The sequence below is a fragment of the Runella defluvii genome (genome assembly GCF_014195535.1).
Taxonomy (GTDB): domain Bacteria; phylum Bacteroidota; class Bacteroidia; order Cytophagales; family Spirosomataceae; genus Runella; species Runella defluvii.
On the sequence record NZ_JACIBY010000008.1, the window covers coordinates 281,385 to 303,282 of the forward strand.

At 46.7% G+C, this 21,898-nt stretch carries 13 protein-coding genes; 3 read left to right on the forward strand and 10 right to left on the reverse strand.

Going from position 1 to position 21,898, the window contains the following annotated elements; genetic code table 11:
• Positions 1-2: 2 nt before the first annotated feature.
• Together FHS57_RS19465 and FHS57_RS19470 are read right to left on the reverse strand one after the other, a co-directional pair.
• Complete coding sequence (locus FHS57_RS19465; protein WP_183976634.1) at positions 3-1,334, reverse strand: M64 family metallopeptidase; 1,332 nt, start codon at positions 1,332-1,334, stop codon at positions 3-5.
• A 1-nt stretch (position 1,335) separates the two neighbouring features.
• Complete coding sequence (locus tag FHS57_RS19470; protein ID WP_183976636.1) at positions 1,336-1,788, reverse strand: hypothetical protein; 453 nt, start codon at positions 1,786-1,788, stop codon at positions 1,336-1,338.
• 195 nt (positions 1,789-1,983) lie between these two features.
• Between FHS57_RS19470 and FHS57_RS19475 the strand changes: the two genes are divergently transcribed.
• Together FHS57_RS19475 and FHS57_RS19480 are read left to right on the forward strand one after the other, a co-directional pair.
• The gene (locus FHS57_RS19475; protein WP_183976637.1) at positions 1,984-2,565 is read left to right on the forward strand and encodes an RNA polymerase sigma factor; all 582 of its coding nucleotides are present in this window, start codon (positions 1,984-1,986) and stop codon (positions 2,563-2,565) included.
• Positions 2,546-4,069 carry a porin family protein gene (locus FHS57_RS19480; RefSeq protein WP_183976639.1) on the forward strand — a complete coding sequence of 508 codons (1,524 nt, stop codon included), beginning with the start codon at positions 2,546-2,548 and terminating at the stop codon, positions 4,067-4,069. The genes FHS57_RS19475 and FHS57_RS19480 overlap by 20 nt, the downstream gene beginning before the upstream one ends.
• A 142-nt stretch (positions 4,070-4,211) precedes the next feature.
• Here FHS57_RS19480 and FHS57_RS19485 read toward each other — a convergent pair whose 3' ends face one another.
• The 3 genes from FHS57_RS19485 to FHS57_RS19495 all read right to left on the reverse strand — a co-directional run bounded on the left by FHS57_RS19485 (position 4,212) and on the right by FHS57_RS19495 (position 10,218).
• On the reverse strand, positions 4,212-6,641 hold the full coding sequence (locus FHS57_RS19485) for a TonB-dependent receptor (RefSeq protein WP_183976641.1): 2,430 nt from the start codon (positions 6,639-6,641) through the stop codon (positions 4,212-4,214).
• Positions 6,642-6,652: 11 nt separating this feature from the next.
• Positions 6,653-7,408, reverse strand: a complete 756-nt coding sequence (locus FHS57_RS19490) for a hypothetical protein (RefSeq protein ID WP_183976643.1) — start codon at positions 7,406-7,408, stop codon at positions 6,653-6,655.
• A gap of 89 nt (positions 7,409-7,497) precedes the next feature.
• On the reverse strand, positions 7,498-10,218 hold the full coding sequence (locus FHS57_RS19495; protein ID WP_183976645.1) for a TonB-dependent receptor: 2,721 nt from the start codon (positions 10,216-10,218) through the stop codon (positions 7,498-7,500).
• Between the two features lie 247 nt (positions 10,219-10,465).
• Between FHS57_RS19495 and fbp the strand changes: the two genes are divergently transcribed.
• Entirely contained in the window at positions 10,466-11,467 is a 1,002-nt protein-coding gene (gene fbp / locus FHS57_RS19500; protein ID WP_183976647.1) for a class 1 fructose-bisphosphatase, read from the forward strand.
• 198 nt (positions 11,468-11,665) lie between these two features.
• Here the strand turns inward: fbp and FHS57_RS19505 are convergent, their stop codons facing one another.
• The 5 genes from FHS57_RS19505 to FHS57_RS19525 form a co-directional block, all read right to left on the reverse strand.
• Positions 11,666-13,834, reverse strand: a complete 2,169-nt coding sequence (locus FHS57_RS19505) for a c-type cytochrome domain-containing protein (protein WP_183976649.1) — start codon at positions 13,832-13,834, stop codon at positions 11,666-11,668.
• 27 nt (positions 13,835-13,861) lie between these two features.
• Entirely contained in the window at positions 13,862-15,316 is a 1,455-nt protein-coding gene (locus FHS57_RS19510) for a DUF1501 domain-containing protein (RefSeq protein ID WP_183976664.1), read from the reverse strand.
• Positions 15,317-15,639: 323 nt separating this feature from the next.
• Positions 15,640-17,967, reverse strand: a complete 2,328-nt coding sequence (locus tag FHS57_RS19515) for a PSD1 and planctomycete cytochrome C domain-containing protein (protein WP_183976651.1) — start codon at positions 17,965-17,967, stop codon at positions 15,640-15,642.
• A gap of 11 nt (positions 17,968-17,978) precedes the next feature.
• Positions 17,979-19,409 carry a DUF1501 domain-containing protein gene (locus FHS57_RS19520; RefSeq protein WP_122931010.1) on the reverse strand — a complete coding sequence of 477 codons (1,431 nt, stop codon included), beginning with the start codon at positions 19,407-19,409 and terminating at the stop codon, positions 17,979-17,981.
• A gap of 118 nt (positions 19,410-19,527) precedes the next feature.
• Positions 19,528-21,885 (reverse strand): DUF1549 domain-containing protein, encoded by a 2,358-nt coding sequence (locus FHS57_RS19525; RefSeq protein WP_183976653.1) that lies wholly within the window; start codon positions 21,883-21,885, stop codon positions 19,528-19,530.
• Positions 21,886-21,898 lie beyond the last annotated feature (13 nt).

The window sequence follows — 21,898 nt, forward strand, 5'->3', positions numbered from 1 at the left end:
TCCTAATTACACGGATTTACCTTGATTTCAGCCGTAAAAACAGTTGTGTTTTCGGCCGTGAAGCCTGGCTCTAACGTAATCGCCTGGCCTGCTCGATAAATGACATTGGTCGCATTCCCACTGATTTTATTGGTGGCTTTTACCGTTTTGGTGGCTTTCTTGGTGGTGGTTCCTGCGGGGATGTTGTCGATGGGACTTGCCATTACGATGGCATCGGGGCAGGGTGTGTATTGAATATTCCACGAAACCAAGTATTGATGGGTGGTTGGGTGAGTGTCAGATTTAGATAAGGTCGTTTTATCAATCACTTTTGCCACCAAGGTGTTGCTGCCAGAGACGAGGCTACTGGTGTTTAAAAGATAGGTGTCGCTATTGGTTACCAACGAATTGCCGTTGAGCGTCCACGTGATTTCGAGCGTATTTGGGACTGGTTTTAAAGTAGATAGTGCAAAGTTAAGGTTGGAATTGGCCGTAAGGGTGGCACTGTTAGCGGGGCTGAAACCCGTAATGGGACTAGCCAAGTTGTGGATTTGCTCAACGATGGACTCTCGACACACGGAGCAAAAATTGACGCCCAAAAAGCGCATTTTGCAGTTTTGGTGGGGGCGATACCAAAGGGCTTGGTTTCCGCTTGTACCATGTTGAAAAACGCCTACGCTGTTAAGCCCGTACCAGTTTTTCCATTTAACCAAACTAGGGTTGGCTTGTTGGGTCATGTTGGCCGATTCGCGGGCGTAAACATCTCCAGCCCAATATTCGTCAGAAAGAGCTGAAAAAGAGTGGCCTAGCTCATGTACTGCAATTTCAAAAGCACTAGCGTTGATGGAAGTAGTGGCATAAGCGCCTCCCGAACCGCCGTATTCGGTGGAGTTGACAATGATTAAAACTTGGTCGTAATCAGGAAAATTACTGGCCAATACCGAAGAAATAGCGGCGTATTTGGTCGGAACTAAAAGTCGGTGAATGTTGCCATAGTCAAAAGTTGAACCAAAATAATTGTCTGGGTTTGAAGCAGGAATGACGGGTTCATTCACATCGGTGGCCGTCGCAGGGTGTTTGGCACCCGATTGATTGGAAGGCACCTTGACAATATCGACGTTGAAGTAGTTTTTGTATTCTTTAAACGGAGTAACTGAGAATAAGTAATTGGTGATGTTTTGGGCATCGGTTTTAAATTGGTCTTGTTGCGCTGCGGTATATCCGTCGCCCAATACGACGATATTTATCAACTTATTTCTGTCGCCGTTGTTAAGCAGAGATTCTGTCGGAAAAGTTTGGGCAAACGAGAGACTAGCACTTACCAGCCACCCAAATAGGAGTATATATTTTTTCATTTTATAAGTCCATGCTAAAGGTGGAAAAATTTTGTACCCTTGCTCGTTTGTTCTGGGGTTGCAAGGTTAGTTTTTTCATTTGGCTGGTGTATTGCAAACGGACCATAAACTCGGAGGATTCTTGCGTAGCAACGTGCCGATGAATGGTGCCATCAGGCTCAAACGATTCAATGGACGTGCTCAGTGGGTTATCAATTTCAAGGCTTTTGGCCAATTGCTGTTGCGCGTCCAGAATGGAAAAGACAAGCTTGTCGGGAGTATGCGAATGCACCCTTTTATTTTTGATTTTTCCATTCACAATTTTTTTGTCCAGAAGTTGAATTTGAAAGTCATCCCCGTTTTTCACTTTGGAGATTTTAAACGTCAAAAACATGATTTTGGCTTCTTCTTGCGCTTGTAACTGCGTAAAAGCTCCAGTAATCATAAATAATAGTAGTAATAGCCTCGTCTTCATGGAAAGGACTGTTTGTTAAAAATCAGTGTAAGGTATCAATAGTTTAGTCAGATAGTACGCCAAGTCATTGAAAATTATCCAACGGTTTTGTGGGAATTTACCTAAAAATGTCTCAACTTGACCATAGATGAAAAATTTGTTTTTTTTCAATCTCGACGCAACCTTTCCAACTTTCTTTCCGTAACGCTATATTGAATGTTATTTTCTCGTGCGTTGAAAACATTACCGGAACTTCTTGAGGGCTGCTTGCGCAATGACCGTAAGTGTCAAGAATTGCTTTACAAGCAATTTTATGGCTACGCTATGGGAGTGTGTATGCGTTATGTGCCCAATCGAGATGAGGCGCTGGAGGTTGTCAACGATGGTTTTTTAAAAGTTTTCCAAAAAGTGCAGATGTATGATGCCGATAAACCTTTCAAAGCATGGCTCAAAAAAGTCATGATTAATACGGCATTGGATTTTTATCGACAAAACGTAAAATTTCAAAATCACGATGACATTAGCAGCATTGAGAATACGGCAGTAGCCTCGGAGAGTCAATCTGCGTATAGTCAATTGGAATACAATGAGTTAATTGGGTTGATTCAACAACTGACGCCTTCGTACCGAGCCGTGTTTAATTTATACGTAATCGACGGTTATTCACACGAAGAGATAGCCCAAAAACTGGGTATTAGTGAGGGTACTTCCAAGTCAAACTTGGCACGGGCCCGCGAAAATTTAAGAAGTATGTTACTGAAAAAGGGAAACGATGAGTATGCAAGAGTTACCAGATGACAGACTGGACGAACTCTTCAGAAAATCGTCTGAGGAGTTTGAGCCAGAGTTTAACCCAAAAGCATGGGAAGCCATGCGTCGTAAGTTGGACGACGAGGACAAAAAGCCAGGAGCTTGGTGGTGGCGCCGCGCAGGGGTCATCGGAGGCATGGTGTTGCTTTTAGGTTTGGGAAGTTATTTGTTTTGGCCTAATACAAGTGAAATAGAGTTTGTTTCTCCGAAAATAGAAATAATGCCAAAGGAGTCTCAACGAAATGCTCCTAAGGTAAGTGACCCAAGCCAATCACAAAAGAAAGCCGAAGAAGTCAATGCTTCTGAAACGGAAAAAGCCAACCCTGAGGCAGGGTACGAAGAAGGCTCTACACCGAATGAAAAACCGCGCCTAGCGTTGGAGGAAAAAGAAAAAGAGCAGTTAACACCAGTACAAGAAGCTAAAAAACAGTCCATTGCGTCTAGTAAAAAGCAGTCCAATTCAGTAGGTGTAACCCGCCAAAAATCGTTTACCCTTAAAAATACGCGGGAGCCTGTTTTAAAACAAACCGATGAAGAGAGCCAAACGGCCCGCTGGGTAAAGGATTCAAAAAACAAACGAGTTACGTCAGCAAAGGTAAGTTCGACGTCTCTGTCGGATGTTATTTCCTCAGAAAGCAAGCAAGCTAAAAAGAGGAATACGATGGTTTCGGTTGTGTCAAAAGATACAGAACCCGACGAGCGTGTGCCTCAGGCTTCTTCCAATGAAGCTCAAGAATTTATAAATTCCAATGTTACATTAAATGAACTTTTGGCTAAAAACTGGAAGCTGCTTGCTGTACCCGTTGCAGAGCCAACGGTAGCGTATTTACCACCCGCTCCGCCTCCTGTTGTAAAGAAAAAAGAATCGGCCGAACCTCCCACCGCTTTTCAAAAAGGGTTGAGTAGTCGTGTAGTAGCGACGCCCGATTTGAGTTTTATCTCGTCAAGCGAAATGCTTAAAAACCCTCGTTTGGCTCTGGGGGTGATGTTGGAGCACCGTTTTGCACGCCGCTGGAGCATTCAGGTGGGCGTTATAAAAAGTGATAAAGTCTATACTGCCACGGGCGAACAGTACAAATGGCCTGAAATTTGGAATTCTCAAAAAGCCAGACCTACCGAGGTGGCGGCGAATTGTAAGGTATTAGACATTCCAATTAATATCCGATTTGATGTATTGGAAGGCCGCCGAAGTCGGTGGTTTGTATCGTCGGGTGTGTCGAGCTACAAGATGATGAATGAGAGGTATGATTATACCTACCCACCACATTCTTATCCAAAATGGATGAACTGGGAGGGCTCAACGGGCAATTATTGGTTGGGCGTGTTGAATGCTTCGGTGGGAGTGGAACGACAAATTGGTCGTAATTTTTCTCTCCAAGTTGAGCCGTTTTGGAAAATTCCCATGGCCGAAGTGGGCTTTGGGAAAATTAAACTTCAGACTTCAGGCATTTTTATTTCGGCTAAATATCGTTTATCGCGAACAGGGTTTTGAGAAACCCTTGGCGCTGGTACTCGGCGGAGTGGTCGGGTTTTGAGAAACCCGACCCACTGTGCCGAGGGTTTCTCAAAACCCGAGTAACCGTGCAAGAGGGTTTCTCAAAACCCGACCAAAACAGCGAATCAAGGCTGATTTCTTAAAAATCAATCCGATAAAAGAATACAGGCAAAAACCCAAGCTGGTATTCTTGCTTAAAGTATGGCGCTTGCGGGATATAGCTTAGACTCAACTGATTTTTGTTGCCCAGTACATTCACGATGTCCACCGCAATGGTATGCGTCAAACGGTTTTTGTTGATTTTGTATTCTGTTTTTAGGTCAAAGCGCTTGTAGGGGTTGAATTGCAGTGAATTACGCGTGGCATCGGCATAAATAATTTCCTGTGCCAACCGCGATTGCGTTGCATCCACAGGGCCGTACCAGCGACCACCTGTAGCCGTGAACTTCGCACCGATGTTGAGACTTTTGCGTTTGTTGAACGTAAACTCTTTGGAAAACAGCGCGTTGAAGGCATATTTTCCGTTGAAATCGGTATTTCTCCAAATTTTATCCGAGCCTTGGTATTGGGCATCAAACAACGACGCCGTTACCAAAAAATAGTAGCCTTTGCTGAAAAACTTTTCCAAAGTCATTTCAACTCCGTAGTTCCGACCGATGCCACCATTTTGAAGTTGGTTGGGGAATAATCGTGAAAAGCCTGCCCCCGAGTTGACCAAGGAATACGAAGAAATGGTTTTTTCAACGGGAATATCGAAGAGGTTTTGGTAATAGGCTTCTACCAGCAAGCGCAAATTATCCGCTAGCATCTTACTATACCCCGCCACAAAATGCCAACTTTTGGAGAAACCTACGTTTTTGACGGGGAATCGCGTACTGGCATTTGCCCCACTTTGGTCGTAAAAATAAAGGTAAGAAGGCAGCCCCTGGCTATGTAATCCCGTGGCAAACGTGAGTTTTTGACGGTGGGGAAGTTCCAAAGCAAACCCAACTCTTGGTTCGATAAGGGAGTAACTATTGGTATTGATGGAGCTGTAAAGGCTACTTAGCCCCGCGTTGAATGAAAAGTTTTCGGTGAGGTAATGTTTGAACTGAACGTAAGGCTGTAGTAATACATAGGAGGCATTGTTGGTGTTCCAACGGGTTACCCAAGCGTTCCATTTTTGGGTGGCTTCATTAAAAGATCGGGCTTGGTCAAAAGCCGTAAAGCTGTATAAGTCAGCCGTTAATCCTACTTTTAATGTGCTTTTTGCACCCCATTTTTTGTTCAAATACGTAGCCAACGAATATTTGTTTTCGGTAAACTTGTAATCTAATAATGGCCGAAGTGAGTCAATCACAAAGCGTTTGTTTTCAATCAGCGGGTCTCCTTGGGCATTTTTGCGTAAAAATAAAAAATCGTGATTAGCATCTTGGCTGTTGGCAGAAACGGCTACGGTTGCTTTAAAAAATGTACTTTTATTAAGGGGTTTGTTCAGCGTGATTCCGCCCACGGCCATGTTGGTAGAGAAGTACTGGTCGCGGTCGTTTTGCCCAAAAATGTTACGGTCGGATGCTTCTTGTTCGCTAATCAAAATATCAATCGTGCTTGCGCCGCCCACGCCCCAAATAGCGACGTTTCCGCCTTTTTTTAGTGGAAAATTAAAACGTGCAAAGCCGTCGGCGTAGGTTGGGGTGGCTTCGGTGCCGATGTCGATGCCCGCTTTTTTGAACAGCCATAAGTTGGCGTAGCGGCCTGTCACCAAGTAGGAAGCTTTGCTTTTTTTCGACAACGGCCCTTCGGCTAAAAATTCAGTGCCCAGAAAGCCAAATTGGGCCGAAAGTTGGTGCTTTTCGTCGTTGCCGTTGCGTAATTTTAGGTCAAAAACGCCTGAGGTTGTGTTGCCAAATTCGGCAGGAAATGCGCCCGTAAAAAAGTCGGAATTGGCCAAATACTTGTTGTTGATAATCCCCACGGGCCCGCCCGACGTTCCCGAAATGGCAAAGTGGTTGGGATTAGGAATGTTGATGCCTTCCAGTCGCCAAAGCACGCCCGAAGGCGAATTTCCCCGAATCACGATGTCGTTGCGCGAGTCATCCGCCCCTTGTACACCCGCAAAGTTGGAGGCCATCCGAGCAGGTTCTCCGCGACTTCCCGCGTACCGCCCCGTTTCTTCTACCGAAAATTGACGCGCGCTGACCGTCGCCATTTCGTTGGCTGCTTCGCCATTGCGCTTCACTTTCACGACCACCGTATTGAGTTCTGTCACAGATTCTTCCATTTCGAGGTTCAAAACCGTTTCGCGGCCTGCTTCTACGACGATGTTGTTGAGCAAAATTTCTTTGTAACCTACCAACGTAAAGCGCAACGTTTGTCGGCCTACGGGGATGTTCGGAAGCCGAAAATTGCCATCCATGTCCGTCACCGTTCCTACGGGCTGCGTAGCATTATTGACCAAAAGGGCTGTCACGCCGACCAATGGAAATTTTGATTCTTTATCAACAATTTTGCCGCGAACGGTTTGAGAAGGTTGGGCAAAAGTGGAAAGAGCAACTAATAAAAAGAAGGTGGATAGAAGTATGTTTTTCATTATTATCAACTTTATGAAAGCGAGGAAATCAACACCAAAAAAGCGGTTACTAAAACAGTCCCCAACGCTGTGCGCCAATACCGTCGCTTCTCTCGTTTGCGTTCGTCTGGTGTCATTTCTTTGAAGGGTTTCATGTTTTTATCAATGGCCCGTCCTAAGAAATAAAAACCACCCGCCAAAATGCCTAAACCCAACAACAGCACGGCCACCGCTGCCAAACCGATACCCGCACAAGCAAGGTTACAGGCTAATATGGCACTAATGTAAGCGAGCGCCACGCCTGCGACAAACAGCAAAATATAGCCCAGACGTAGCAATCCCTCATTCGACGATTTTGCTTTTCTATCTTCTTCTTTTGGAGGTATTTTTTTAGAAAAACTGAGATGCTGCTCGCTTGTTACCACCGTCATACTGCTGTGGAGGCTAGAGGTGGGTTGGGGGGACTGCACCATGCTTCCTAGTACAGCGCCACCTAAGGTATAAATCCACAAATTGAGACAAAAAAGGCTAACAAAAATTCGCTTTTGGAACAAAAACCGAGTAGTTGAACGAAGGTGCCGAAATTCAGTTTTTTGATACTGTAAAATCAAAGATCGAATTACAAAAGCACTTCCGATGAGCACCAACAGTTGCAAAGGTAATAGCCCCGCGAATAAGGTACTACCAAGTGTTATCCCAATACAAGCATTGGTTAGTTCACAGAGTACAATGGCCAAAATGGCTGGTCGAGTGTACTGAGAGGCCCAGCGGGCTACGTACGATTCCATAGACGGCAGCGGTTAGTGTGAATAAAAAGAGCGAGTTCTAGGATATAAATATCGTAAAACTCGCTCGTCTTTCAAGTGCTTAGAAAAATTTACTCAAACACCCAGCCCAAATAGACAATACGGCCGATAGGCGCTGCTCCGTAAACTTGCACGGCGTTGGTGTTCAGTAAATTGGTACCACCAAGGCGAAGGGCACTTTTGATTTTGGGTAAACGGTAACTCACTTGTCCGTCCAACGTTCCAAAAGCTTGGATGTAACCCTCATCAACGGGCATAAAATAGGTGTATCCGCTGGTGTGACGGTAGTTAAACGCATACGAAACGTTTTTGACTGGCTCACCTTGTACTCCTACGTTGAATTTGTGGGTAGGGGTATTAAATCCTAAAATCAAGCCAGGAACATCGTTTTCGTTGATGTTCGACCAAGTGTAGTTGGTATTAATGTTTAATTTTTTGGAGAAGAAATACTCAAGACTCACGATGGCTCCCTGCGTATGCACTTCTTTGTCGGCGTTGGCCCAAGTCTGCATCAAACGTCCACGCGTGCGGTCGGTGGTAGGTTTGGCAAAATCACCCGTGGCCGAAGGCAGTGGAACGCCCGTTGGAGCCAGCCCATCTTCACGACCGTAAAAACGTAGGGTGCCAATAAAATTGTTATAAACCGAACGATAATAACTCGCGTCCACGTACAAACCTTTGGCAATTTGGCCTTTATAGCCAATCTCCCACGTATTCATTTGTTCGGGGGCAATTTTCTTAATCGTGACGGGTTTCAAAAAATCAGGATTCGCTTGTCCATTGGGCAAGGCCGATACCGCATTCAAGCCTTGGTAGCCGTTTGTGACGTTTCCTGCTACCAACAACGTACCAAAATCGAGGTAAATAAACTGGTCTAATTGAGCAGGTTGGCGAAAGGCTTGGGCATAGTTGACGCGGAAGTTATGTTGGCGGTTGTCACCCAGCGAAAGTACAGCCGAAAGGCGCGGCGAAAAACGACCCCCAAAATTGCGGAACTGGTCAAAACGTCCTGCGGCGGCAAGTTTTAAGCGGTCTTTCCAGAGGCTATATCGAAGCTGCCCGTAGGCTCCTCCATCCCAGTTGACGATGCGGTCGCGGAACTGAACTTCGTTGGTATTAGCGGCAATAGGCGAATTAGGCCCGTCCGAAAACAACGTTCCTGCCGATTGCAACAAATGAGTACGGTATGAGGCCCCAGCGATGGCGTTGAGTTTGCCAATGTTCCATTCGCGTTGGCCGCTAATATCCCAAAAACGAGCGGTGTTGGCAAAAGCTGCTCCGCGCACTGTTTTGGTACCGTTGACGTCAATCAAACCGATTCCTGCCACTACTTGCTCTCTAAGTTGCTGGAAAAGTGGACTTCCCACAGGTAACTGGGCCCCCGCAGCAAGTTGGGTGGCCAAAGCTTGAGCGGCTTCGATGCTTTGGTTTCCAGCAATTGACTGAGGAAGAACGTACGGAGTTGGCGTTCCTCCTGCCGAATTTGGAGCAAAGGCGTTTAAGGCTGTGCCCGCTGCTAGGCCATTGCTACGCGCGGCGGTGAAGACTTGGTTCCAAACCGAAAAATAGTTTTGGGCAAAAGTAGGGTAGCGCGTGCCGTTGGGCTGGTTGCCTGCGGCCATAGGGGCGTTCATCAAACCGCTGGCCAACGAGCTCAAGTCGTACGCTTTACCGCCGTAATCGAATACAGTATAAGCCCGCAAAAACCATTTGTCGGTTTTAAGTTCGACCCGATGGACGTCGTATTTCATGCCGCGTTGGGCGTAGCGACTGGTACTTTGGAAGATACCGTTGCTGACCGACAAGCGGTATTCATAGACCGCGCGGAGTTTCGGGGTTATTTGCCAATGAAACGACGGGTTGATGCGGTAATTCCCTGCTTTGTAATTGCCGTTATTGGACAATTTGAACGGATTTCCCGACGACTCGGGCCAGTTGGCCATTTCGGCTTCGGTATAACCTCGTGTATAAATGCGGTAGCTTTGGTTGTTGTTCAAAGCCGTGAGTGCGGGTGTGGTGACGGTGCTGCCAACCTCACCATAACGGTTGATGGCGTTCCAGCCTGTGTTGCTTCCTTCGGCGTTGTTCAGAGGGTCGGAGCCAGCCAAACCTCCCGACGTGACGCGTTTGATGGCGGCGCTGTTGGAAGCCAAAAATTCGTCGGCTTCAAAGTAGTTGGCACTGATTTTAAACGCAAAACGGTCGCCAAAAACCTTGGCGTAGCGGAGTTGACCGTCAATCATGCTGCGATTCCCGCCTCGCAACGAAGCCGAAAGTCCTTGGTATTTGAACGGGTCTTTGGAGTGCATGAGCAGTACGCCGTTGAAGGCATTGGAACCATACAAAGCGGAGTTGGCACCAAATACTACGTCCACGCTTTCCATGTCCAGTTCCGAAACACCTACCCAGTTTCCGTAGTAAAGCGAGGCCGTTGGAGATGCTACATCGACGTAGTCGGCGAGTTGAACGACGCGTTCGGCTTTTGAACTGTTGAAACCACGGGTACTAAAACTGGTGATTAACCAGCTCGATTGGCTTACGTCAATGCCTTTGAGGCGGGCGAGTGAGGAAATAAATTCGGTGGAAGGCAGACGTTTGAGTTGAGCAGCAGTGAGGCGTTCGACCGAAACGGGAGTTTCCATGAGCGGCTCGGCGGTGCGGGAGGCCGATACAATCACCTCTTTTAAATAAAGGGTGTCTAATTCGAGGTTTTTTTTCTTGGTTGGGACTTGCGCAAACGAAAATGTAATGACACTTAAACTTAGTAAAATGGGAGTGAAAAACTGTTTCATTTTTCGATTTTCGTGGGATAGTTTGCCGCAAACTTAGAGACAAACATTTATGATTGAGCAAAAACGCTTAAAATTTCTCCTCAAAATTTTACTTTTTGCCTTCAATAAAATATTTCTTTAATACAGCGTAAGTTTATAAAAAAACAAAGAAATGGATTTAAAAAGTACTTAAAGTATTGTATTTTACAAAGTTCAGGTTTAGCTTTGTTAATCTCTATTTTACCAAAAATTTACACATCAGTTTAGAATGGAAACCAAGATGGACCACCACCTCGCCGTGCCCGTGGGTGTGACGCTCGACCGTTACATCATGCACAACCAAAACTCCTTCGCTTTCGCTACAGGAGAGCTTTCCCAACTCCTTCGGGACATTGCTTTGGCAGGAAAAATTATTAACCGCGAAATCAATCGTGCGGGGCTTATTGACATTACGGGTGGTTTCGGGACGAACAACGTCCAAGGAGAAGCCCAACAGAAGCTCGACGTTGTAGCCAACATTCGTTTTATCCGCGCCCTCATCAATGGCGGGGAGGTATGCGCCATTATTTCGGAAGAAGACGATGACATCATTTATACGGGAAACAATAACGCTAAATACGTGGTGGCGATGGATCCGCTTGATGGCTCGTCGAATATCGATGTCAACGTGTCGATTGGTACAATTTTCTCCATTTACCGCCGCATAACGCCTTTGGGAACACAACCTTCGCTGGAAGATTTTATGCAAGGGGGCGAAGAACAAGTGGCGGCAGGGTATATTTTGTACGGTTCGTCCACAATTTTGGTCTATACGACTGGCAATGGCGTCGCAGGATTTACGTATGATTCGTCGTTGGGAGAATTTATTTTGTCGCACCAAAACATCAAAAGTCCCAAAGACGGCAAGATTTTTTCGTACAACGAGGGGAATTATAATCAGTACGCCGAACCAATTAAAACGTACCTCAATCACTGCCGTGACCGAGGCTATTCGTCGCGCTACATTGGTTCGTTAGTGGCTGATTTTCACCGAAATTTGCTCAAAGGTGGCGTGTATCTCTACCCACCTACGCACAAAGATGCCAACGGAAAACTCCGCCTTTTGTACGAATGTTATCCTTTAGCGATGATTGCCGAACAAGCAGGCGCCAAAGCATCCGACGGCTCACAGCGCGTGCTCGACATCAAACCCGATTCCCTTCACCAGCGCGTACCGTTGTACATCGGTGCCGAAACCATGGTAAAAGAATTGTTAGGATTGTTGAAATAATTTAGGCGGGTGTACGAATCAATTCAGGATTTAGTAGCATTTCTTTTAAAACACATAGCGCACAGTAGAATAAACACATAGTAAATGTAGAAGAAAGACGCTTTTGCCTTCCTATTGTTTTCTATGTGAAAACTCTTTGTGGTCTATGTGTTTACCTTTGCTTAGTCAACTGCAAAGTTTCGTACACCCATTTAGGGCTTAATTCAACAGCAGTTCATCTACCAACAACAACGCAGTACGTCCCTTGCTTCCGTGCCAATCGGGGATTTTTTGCAGGGGCTTGGCTACTATTTTTAGATAAGTAATGTTTTGGGGTTTTACTGGACAGGTAACGCTCAATAAAGAATGCGTTCTGACTTGCGTCGGCATGGTAGGTTTCAATTTACCGATGAGTTTCAGTTGGGTGGGGCTAGTGCCGCCCCATACTTCAATTGATTCAGGCGGAAAAATGCCCGTTTCAGTTTCTTCCATAATGCGCAACCCCACCGATGAAAGCAAAATGGGCTTTTTGAACTCCGAATAAATGGCCAAATCGTTGTTCCGAACTCCCGTCCAATTGTTGGCCCAAGCAGGGCTGTTGGCATTGAATGTTCCCAAAATACCGTCGAAATAAGACTTAGCGCCCGCGGCTTGGTGGACTCGGTTGAGGGGAAGTAACAAGCTGATGCTGTCGGGTTGGTAGGTGTTTTTATAAAAATCAAAAACGACTTCATCGCTGCCAAACCAGCCTTTTTTAAACGCTTTTGCGCGGATTTTTGTGCTGTTTTTTAACACCGTTTGGTTGGTGAAAAGTGGCGAATGAAGGCTGTCAGGAGCTGTTCCGTCGGTGGTATAACGGATTTCTACGCCGCGGATGGGGTGGTGGAGCTTCACCGAAAGTTCCTGGTCAAACACCATAGAGCTATTTTTGACTTGCGGAGTGTTTAACTTGATGGGGTTACTGCCATCGTCTTTAAAACCAGCGATAAACTCAATGTTTTTGTACGTTTTCTGTAATTGCTGAACTTCAGTAGGCGTCAAGCTCGTATTCCAAACCGACATTCTTTTGAGGCTTGTTAGCTTTCCAATCGACGCTTGAAGTTCTGCCAATGTAATTTTAGTGCCTGAGATGTTTAAGGTTTTAAGCTGCTTTAAACCAGTGAGTTCAGAAAGTCCTTTGCCCGTAATATCAGTAAAGTTTAAGTCTAACTTTTGTAAATTTTCAAACTGAGTTACCGCTTTTAGGTCGCCATCTTTGACGGGCAATTTGTTCAGATTGAGGGAAACTACTTGGGTTTTAAGCGCGCTCAGTTCTTGAATTTTTTCGGGAGAATAGGCAGCTTTGTTGTACAAATTAACCGAAAGCGCAGGCGATGAAAGCGACAGCGGCGCAATGGTACGGTCGTTGTTGCTCAACTTTTTGATAGTTTCTTCGTCGGCCGCCCCAAAATCAAACTTATCTTCGGGCGTTTCGGTGGTTTGAAAGAGGTTTGCCGCCACCAAGCGCAACGAATCGCGCGCGGGGAGGTCGATTACTTTTTTGTTAAACACCGCGTTTGATTTTATCCAAAGCGCCAACAAAAGTTGTTCCGAATCGGTCAACTGGGCTTTGCCAACGGGAGGCATGTGTTTTTTGTCATCGTTGGGTAAATGAATGCGTTGGAGCAACAAACTTATTTCAGGCTTTCCCGCCACAAAAAGCTTCCCCGATTTGCCGCCTTTCAGCAATGCCGCTTCGTTGACTAGAGACAATTCACCTTTCAATTTTTCGGGATTATGGCAACTCACACATTTTTGTTCCAAAATGGGCCGAATGACGTGGTCAAATACCAAGGCTTTGTCCAACGGTACACTTTCGTTGCGTGTGAGTGGTTCTGAAACAAAGTTTTCGCCGTGGGTCAGGGTAGCGCCGTAATGCCCACCCACCAGCAGCGCAATGGCCACCGAAGCCGCACCAATACGGGCGAGGGTAGGGGTGTACCAAGGTGCTTTACGGAAAAAATAAATAGCCGTTCCTGTCCACAATGTGCCTATTCCCAGCCATTTATGCGTAGCAAGCGTGTTTCCTGCGTATCCATCTTCTTTGGCCAAAAATAGTCCCATAACCACGGTGATTGCGGCGGTAAACGTACCCGCTAACCAAAACGAAGACAGAAATTTTTCATAAAAATTATTGGCGGAGTTTTCGGGTTTAAACCGAAACACTTCCATTCCAAGCGCCAACAACAGTAGGACAATCGGAAAGTGCAAAAGCAGTGGGTGCATTCTCCCAATGGGCTGAATCCAGAGCGGAACTACCCATTGGCGCTCAAAAAAAAGTAAGAATAAAATGAAAATATTCGCAACAATCAATAATTGCTCTGCTATGCCTTTGACCTTATTGCCCATGCTACTTGTGTGAAATTGCTTGAATGATTAGCTAATAATGTCGCGCACTACTCTGCCTGCCACGTCGGTGAGGCGGTAGCGGCGACCCAGATGTTTGAAGGTCAGTTGTTCGTGATTAAGGCCAAGAAGGTGCAGTACCGTGGCGTGAAAATCGTGTACGTGAACGGGATTACGGCTAATATTATAACCCAACTCGTCGGTTTCACCATAAACAGTGCCAGGCTTGATGCCACCTCCTGCCATCCAAATACTAAAGCAACGAGGGTGGTGGTCGCGGCCATAATTGTCAGCCGTCAGTTTGCCTTGGCTGTAGCTTGTGCGGCCAAACTCTCCACCCCAAATGACGAGGGTTTCGTCGAGCAAACCTCGTTGTTTAAGGTCGGTTACCAACGCCGCCGAGGCTTGGTCCACGTCTTTGGCTTGGCTCGTAATTTCAAAAGGAAGGTTGCCGTGCTGGTCCCAACCTTGGTGGTATAATTGCACAAAACGAACGCCGTTTTCGGATAATTTTCTGGCTAATAGGCAATTGGCTGCATACGTGCCTGGAACCAAACAATCGGGGCCATAGAGTTTGACCACATCGTCAGGTTCTTTCGACACGTCCATCACTTCGGGAACAGCCGTTTGCATTCGATACGCCATTTCGTATTGTTTGATTTTGGCAGTAATCTCGGGGTCGCCAAATTCTTTGTAAGACAGGTCGTTGAGTGAAGCCAAATTGTCTAGCATATCCCGACGTTCTTCTCGGTTCATCCCCTCGGGGTCGCGCAAGTACAAAACGGGGTCTTCACCTTTGCTAAACTGTACCCCTTGGTGAATAGAATCCAAAAAGCCATTGGTCCAAAGCTTGGAATAAACCCCTTGTCCGTTGCCAATGCCACGGGAGAGCAACACGGCAAAATCGGGTAAATTTTTATTTTCGTTGCCCAATCCATAACTTAGCCAAGCCCCCATACTTGGGCGGTTTCCTTGCTGCGAGCCTGTCTGCAAAAAGGTCAGCGCAGGGTCGTGGTTGATGGCTTCGGTGTACATCGAGCGCACGATACAAAGGTCATCGACGATTTTGGAAGTGTAGGGCAATAAGTCGCTTATCCACGCTCCCGATTGGCCGTATTGTTTAAAGTTGGTGAATGAGCCTGCCAACGGAAACGATGCTTGGTTGGCCGTCATCCCCGTCAGTCGCTGCATCCCTCGCACGGATGGCGGTAATTCTTGCCCCACCATTTCGCGCAGTTTGGGTTTGTAATCAAACGTTTCCATTTGGGAAGGAGCTCCGTTTTGAAACAAATAAATGACCCGCTTGGCTTTGGGCGCAAAGTGAGGAATGCCTGGAACAAAATTTGCCCCGTCTTGGTCGCCACCGTTCAATAAATTAGGAATCATCAACGAACCTAGCGCCACGCTTCCTAGTCCCAAACTCATGGTGGACAAGAAGCGACGACGATTGAAGGTCAGACCATGTTCAAGGATTTCTTTGTCAATTTTGCTCATGTATCTCAAAGGATAAAATCAAACACGTTGCTTTAGTTGGTTTTTTACCCGCAGAAAGCGCAGATCTAAAAACCGCAGACTGGCGCTGAATACTCGCTCTGCGAAAATCTGCGCTTTGAATCCGCGTAGTCTGCGGGTAAAAAATTATCTACGTTTTCATCAAAGTCTCTTCCAAATTATAAATGGTATTCACAATCCGCATTTGGTTTTTTACCCGCAGAAAGCGCAGATCTAAAAACCGCAGACTGGCGCTGAATACTCGCTCTGCGAAAATCTGCGATTTGAATCTGCGTAGTCTGCGGGTAAAAAACTATCTACGTTTTCATCAAAGTCTCTTCCAAATTATAAATGGTATTCACAATCCGCATCAACGCCGCCAATTGCACTTTATCCATCTGTACTGGAATAGGATACTCACCAACGGCAAGGGCTTTCTCCGCCCGTGTTGGGTTGAGTTTTTTAAGCTCTTTTTGGTAATAACTTTCTAAGATTTCGACCTCGTTCTCAGTAGGTTTTCGACACACGATGAGGCGGAAAGCCTTGGTGATTTTCTCTTTCGTTGCCGATTTTTCTTCAAGAAGCTTGGCAGCCAACACCCTTGACGCTTCCAACACCGTGGGGTCGTTGAGCATGATAAGGGCTTGAAGTGGCGTGTTGGTTCTCAATCGCTTCACTTCGCACATATCGCGGGTACTGGCATCAAAAATGGTCAACATCGGAGGCGGAACCGTGCGTTTTATCAAGGTGTACATGCCTCTTCGATAGAGCTGATTGCCGTGGTCTTGCACATACATCGACAGCAGCCCGCGTCCCGAAGTCGCTCCTTCCCACAGCCCAGGTGGTTGGTAAGGCTTAACGCTCGGCCCACCGATGGTGCGCACCAACAAACCACTGCTCGACAAAACAACATCGCGTACAAACTCGGCATGAATCCGATAGCGAGGAGCGCGGGCAAGGTAAATGTTGTCGGGGTCGGCGGCCAATTTTTCAGGGGAAACGACGGCCGATTGGCGATAAGTAGCCGACATGACGATTTGTTTGACGAGGCGTTTGATGTTCCAATTGTGTTCCATCAAATCCACCGCCAGCCAATCGAGCAAGGCAGGGTTGGAGGGAAGTTCGCCCTGCATCCCAAAATCCCCCGTTGTTTTTACGATACCTTTTCCAAAAAACTCTTGCCAGATTTGGTTGACAAACACCCGAGCCGTCAGCGGATTTTTTTTGTCAAAAAGCCATTTGGCCAACCCGAGGCGATTTTTGGGGTAGTTTTTGTTAAAAGGCAAAATGATATTAGGCGCATTAGGCTCTACCACGTCGCCTGGAGCATCGTACGACCCTCGCCGCAAAATGTGGGTTTTACGTACCGTGTCCAAGTCCGTCATAACTGATACAATCAGCCCGTTGGTATCGGGTTTGTTGATAAACTTCAGGATGCTTTTAACGTCCTGATTGCTGATTTGCATCAACGGTTTTTTGGCGTAAGTTTCTGGCCCCCCAATCACCGATTCGATACCGACTTCGTTGACGTTATTAAAAAAGGCAAATAACTGGTAATAATCTTTTTGGGAAAAAGGGTCGTACTTATGGTCGTGGCAGTGGGCGCATTCCATCGTAAGCCCTAAAAATGCTTTCCCAAACAAATCATTTCGGTCGGTGACGTAGCTAATCCGATATTCTTCAGGAATTACCCCGCCTTCTTCCGTGATTTTGTGGTTGCGGTTAAAACCCGTTGCCAGCAAATGCTCTTTGTTTTCAGGGTCGTTGGCGGGACTTGGGAGATAATCACCCGCTAGCTGCCACGTGACAAACTGATCATAAGGCATGTTTTTGTTCAGTGCATGAATCACCCAGTCGCGCCAAGGCCATTGGGTGCGGTAGCCGTCGTCTTGGTAGCCGTGTGAATCGGCGTAGCGGGCTAAATCGAGCCAATAAATGGCCATTTTTTCACCATACGAAGGGTTTTTCAACAATTCGTCCACCACTTTTTCGTAGGCGTTGGGACTATTATCGGCTAAGAAACCCTCCATTGTTTTAAGGGTAGGAGGAAGGCCCACTAAATCAAGGCTGACGCGTTTCAACAAGCGTTCTTTGTCCGCTTCGTCGTTGGGAGTCAGCCCTTTTTGTTCTTGTTTTTGGAGAACAAAGTAATCAATTTCGTTTTTGACCCATTTTTCATTGTCCACCTCGGGGAGTGCGGCTTTTTTGGGAGCTACAAACGCCCAGTGTTTTTCGTACTTAGCGCCTTGTTCAATCCAGCGTTCGATGAGAGAAACTTCGCGAGGGCTGAGTGTCAAATTTGATTCTTTCGGCGGCATCACTTTGGAGGTATCTTTGGTGGTAATCCGCAAAAATACCTCTGACATACTGGGCTTTCCTGCCACAAGTGCGTGGGCCGATGGGTTTTCCTTCAACGCGGCAAAAGCACTTACGGGATCGTCCAGACGAAGTCCTGCTTGTCGTTTGTTGGCGTCGGGGCCATGGCAGGCCAAACACTTGTCAGAGAGAATAGGCCGAATGTCAAAGTTGTAGCTTATCTCATCGGGTAGTTCTTCCTCGGTGGGAGTCGAACTACCCTTGCAGGCTTGCAGGTAGGTAAGCATACCAGCCACAACGAAGGTCAAGAAAAACGTTTCTTTTTTCATACGGAAACACGTTACGCAAACAAATCCATTACAGCTTTTCCTTTTCCATCGGGGGTTGTGTAGAACGGACGCTTTTCAATTTCGTATTGAGTATCAGGGGAAATGCCAAGTGCGTGGTAAATCGTTTGGTGGAGACCGTCAATTTTGATCGGATTTTCAATCGTTTTGCAAGGGCGCTCATCGGCGGTTTTTCCGTAGGCAAACCCGCGTTTGATTCCTCCGCCAAACATCAACACCGAACAGCCGTCTGTAAAGTGGCGGTGCATTCCGTAAAACTTCATGTCTGATAAAATCTCGGGTTGGTTCACCTGTTCTTGAACCTTCGCATCGGGGCGGCCTTCCACCATCATATCGCGGCTAAATTCGCTGGCCAAAATGATGAGCGTACGGTCGAGGTGACCCGATTTATCAAGGTCTTTAATCAACTGTGCAATGGGGCCATCAATCATCTTTTTCATGTCCACCAAGCGCGTATGGCCATTTTCGTGGGTATCCCAGCCAAAAAACGGTTCGTACTCGGTTGTCACGCTGATGAAGCGTGCACCTTGTTCGGTTAATCGGCGCGCCAACAAGCAACCCAATCCAAACCGCCCTGTGTTGTAAATGTCAAAGCTTTCTTTGGGTTCTGTGCTGAGGTTGAAGGCTTTGGACTCGGGCGAATTGAGCAACATATACGCCTGTTCCATCGACCGCCGAAGCGATTCTTTTTGGTAATCGCTGCCAAATTCGCCAAAAGCACTGTTGCTAATCAAGTCATTGTACAACTGATTCCGACGCTCAAAACGTTTGGCATCCATCCCCACGGGCGGACGAACGCTTTCTAGTCCTTGGCTGGGGTCGGGAATAAAGAACGGCCCATATTCATTGCCCAAAAATCCTGCGGTATGAAATGCCTTTAACTCTTCGGCTTCACCTACGGTAAAACGTTGACCGATGTCAATAAAAGCAGGGATGACGGGGTTTTTCGGGCCTAGTTCTTTGGCAATCCAAGCCCCAATGTGCGGTGCTGCCACCGTTTGTGGGGGTTCGTAACAAGTGTGCCAGTTGTACTGGTGACGAGAGTGAAGGATATGCCCCAGGTCAGCCGCGACGTACGACCGAATTAGCGTGCCTTTGTCCATCACTTTACCAATGGATTGCAGCCCTTCCGAAAAATGAATACCATCAAGCACCGTGGGGTGTGATTTAAAGGTACTCAACACCCGATTGCCTTCCATGCCTTTTTCAAAAGGAGTATATCGTTTGGGGTCAAAAGTCTCGGTATGTGCCATTCCCCCCGCCATCCACAATAGAATGACGGTATCGGCAGTGCCGTTGGTTTGGCCTATTTTCTTGGTACAGCCCGATAATAAACTAGGGAGTGGGGCGCTTGCGGCCATGGCTGCCAAGGTCGCTGCACTTGTTTTTTGGAGAAACTCCCTTCTATTCCATCTATTTGTCATTTTCTGTTTCTTGTTTTGGGTTTCCTGTTTAGAGTTTCCTGTTTTGGGTTTAGAATTTCCTGTTTCCTAATAACCAGTAACTGATAACCAGTAACGAATAACCGATAACGAATAACTATCAATAAATTAACTGAAATTCAGGATGTAAAGCAATGGCCCAGACCAAATCTTGAATCCCTTCTACGCTCGGTTTAGTACCAACGATTTTTTGCGCGACGCTCAACTCCTTAGGTTGGGGCTCTCGTCCCAGTGATTTTCGATATAATTCTTTTACCAATAAATCAGAAGTTGGGTATTTTGCCTGCCATTTTATCGCACCGTTTTTGAGGGTGGAGTTAAATTTGGTACCGTTGGTAAGTTCCAATGCTTGTAGCAAATTGGCTTGCGAATTTCGGCTTGTACTTACGGTTTCGCGGTTGGGGCGGCCTAAAGCCGTCATAAATGGGTCGTTGATGACCAACGAAGCCCGTGGAAACGGTATCTCCGATTTGATGGTTTCGGGCAAACGTTTTAACGCCATCACCGAATCGCCATACATCGGATTAAAAGCCACACTGATGGCATCGGCAAACTGCTCAGCACTCATCCTACGACGAACCATCCCCTGGAATACAAAGTCGTTGGAAGTAAGCAAACCCGCATCTTTTATTCCAATGGAAGGGAGTTGGTAGGTTTTGGAGGTCAGGATGTTGAATAAAAGTTTTTTGATGTCGTGGCCATTTTGGTCAAAATCATAGGCGAGATAGTCCAATAAATCTTGACTCCAAGGAGCGTTATCCATCATGTCAACGGGTTCCACAATACCACGACCCATCAACTGCGCCCACACCCGATTGACCAACGTACGGTACAAACGGCCATCTTTGGGTTGTACCAAAAAGTCGGCAAGTTCTTTCAAACGCTCCGCCGTCACGGGGGATTCTTTGATTTCGCCTAGCTCTTTGAACAACAACCGACGCCCTGCCATTTTGCCCGTAGGCTTGTCGCAACGGTGGATTTCGAGGGTAGAATCGGCAAAAATATTGGCAAAAGCGTAGGCATCTTCCAATTTCCAATCGCTAATAAAGCTGTCGTGGCAGGAAGCGCATTTGAGGTTAAGTCCCAAAAACACCTGCGCTACGTTTTGGGCCGCTTGCATTTCGGTACGCTGACTTGCGTTAATCGTTCCGCGCCATTTGATGCCCTTGATAAATCCTTCCGATTCTTTGGTTGGGCTGATCAGCTCTTTTACAAACTGATTATACGGTTTATTGCTTTTGAGTGAAGCATATAGCCATTTGGTTATATCAAAACGCCCACCTGTAATGTAACCCGTTCCTGAATAATCGTTGCGGAGGGCATCGTTCCAAAACGTAAGCCAATGTTGGGCATAGTCTTCATTTCGGTTGAGCAAAGACGTTACCAACAGCTCACGCTTGTTTGGGCGAGCGTCGGTTTCAAAGGCTTTGATGGCCTCGGGCGTGGGTAGTAAACCTACCACATCCAAATAGACCCGTCGAATGTACGTATGGTCATCGACTACACCTTTCCACGAAATTTTATTTTGTTGGAAATACGCATTCACAAAGCGGTCGATGGGCTGTGTGGCTTCGGCAGTAGCAGGAGGAAGGGCAGGCAAACGAGGGGCCAATTCCGCCACACGGTAGATGCTTTTCTCAGGACCGTCGGGCCACGGAGCACCTTGCTTTATCCAAAATTCGAGGGTAGCCACTTCTTTCTCAGAGAGGCGTTTGCCTTTGGTTGGCATGGCTTCTTTATGACCTACAGGAAGCGTGATTCGGCGAATGATTTCGCTTTTTTCGGGTTTACCAGCCACAATGATGGGGCCGTGTTCGCCTCCTTTAAAAATAAATTCTTTTTTATCGAGACGAAGCTCCCCTTTGGTTTTGGCTTCGCCGTGGCAACTGTAACAATTGTGCGCCAAAATCGACCGCACTTCTACGTTAAGTTCGCTCAGTTGCTGTTCGTTCAAGGGTTGGCCATTGCTGGCGAACGTAAAGTTTGTACCGCCAGAAGGTTCGTTTTCTGACGATTTATTAAAAGGTAAGACTTCGGTCAGGTAGGTTTCGCCGTGGGTCAACAGCGCACCATAATGCCCTGCCACGGTAACTCCTAACACCGTAACGCCTAAAAGCCCACGGAAAAGCTGCTGCTTTTGGGAACGCAAAGCCCAAACCGCTGCCAGTGACAAAGCCATTGTTGCTAGCCCTGTCCATTGGTGTAGGCTTACTGCATCGCCGCCGTAGTCTTCAAAATTGATTAAAAATAGCCCAAAAATAGCGGCTAAGACGGCACTACCTGCGCCAATCCATACCAAGGCTTTGATGCCTGCTTGGAGCTCGTTGGATTTGCGACGCCAGTCGAAAAGCTCTAAAATGAAAGCCACACAAAGTAGGCCGATTGGGAAGTGAACAACCAAGGGGTGTAGTCGTCCTAAAAAAAGCCAAAGCCAGAAGGTTTCTGTTGTTTCTTGCACGATATTAATTTAG

Coding starts and splice junctions, on each gene's coding strand:
- FHS57_RS19515 (WP_183976651.1), bottom strand. CDS start 17,967: ATGAAAAAAGAAACGTTTTTCTTGACCTTCGTTGTGGCTGGTATGCTT.
- FHS57_RS19495 (WP_183976645.1), bottom strand. CDS start 10,218: ATGAAACAGTTTTTCACTCCCATTTTACTAAGTTTAAGTGTCATTACA.
- FHS57_RS19475 (WP_183976637.1), top strand. CDS start 1,984: ATGTTATTTTCTCGTGCGTTGAAAACATTACCGGAACTTCTTGAGGGC.
- FHS57_RS19470 (WP_183976636.1), bottom strand. CDS start 1,788: ATGAAGACGAGGCTATTACTACTATTATTTATGATTACTGGAGCTTTT.
- FHS57_RS19505 (WP_183976649.1), bottom strand. CDS start 13,834: ATGGGCAATAAGGTCAAAGGCATAGCAGAGCAATTATTGATTGTTGCG.
- FHS57_RS19490 (WP_183976643.1), bottom strand. CDS start 7,408: ATGGAATCGTACGTAGCCCGCTGGGCCTCTCAGTACACTCGACCAGCC.
- FHS57_RS19520 (WP_122931010.1), bottom strand. CDS start 19,409: ATGACAAATAGATGGAATAGAAGGGAGTTTCTCCAAAAAACAAGTGCA.
- FHS57_RS19465 (WP_183976634.1), bottom strand. CDS start 1,334: ATGAAAAAATATATACTCCTATTTGGGTGGCTGGTAAGTGCTAGTCTC.
- fbp (WP_183976647.1), top strand. CDS start 10,466: ATGGAAACCAAGATGGACCACCACCTCGCCGTGCCCGTGGGTGTGACG.
- FHS57_RS19485 (WP_183976641.1), bottom strand. CDS start 6,641: ATGAAAAACATACTTCTATCCACCTTCTTTTTATTAGTTGCTCTTTCC.
- FHS57_RS19480 (WP_183976639.1), top strand. CDS start 2,546: ATGCAAGAGTTACCAGATGACAGACTGGACGAACTCTTCAGAAAATCG.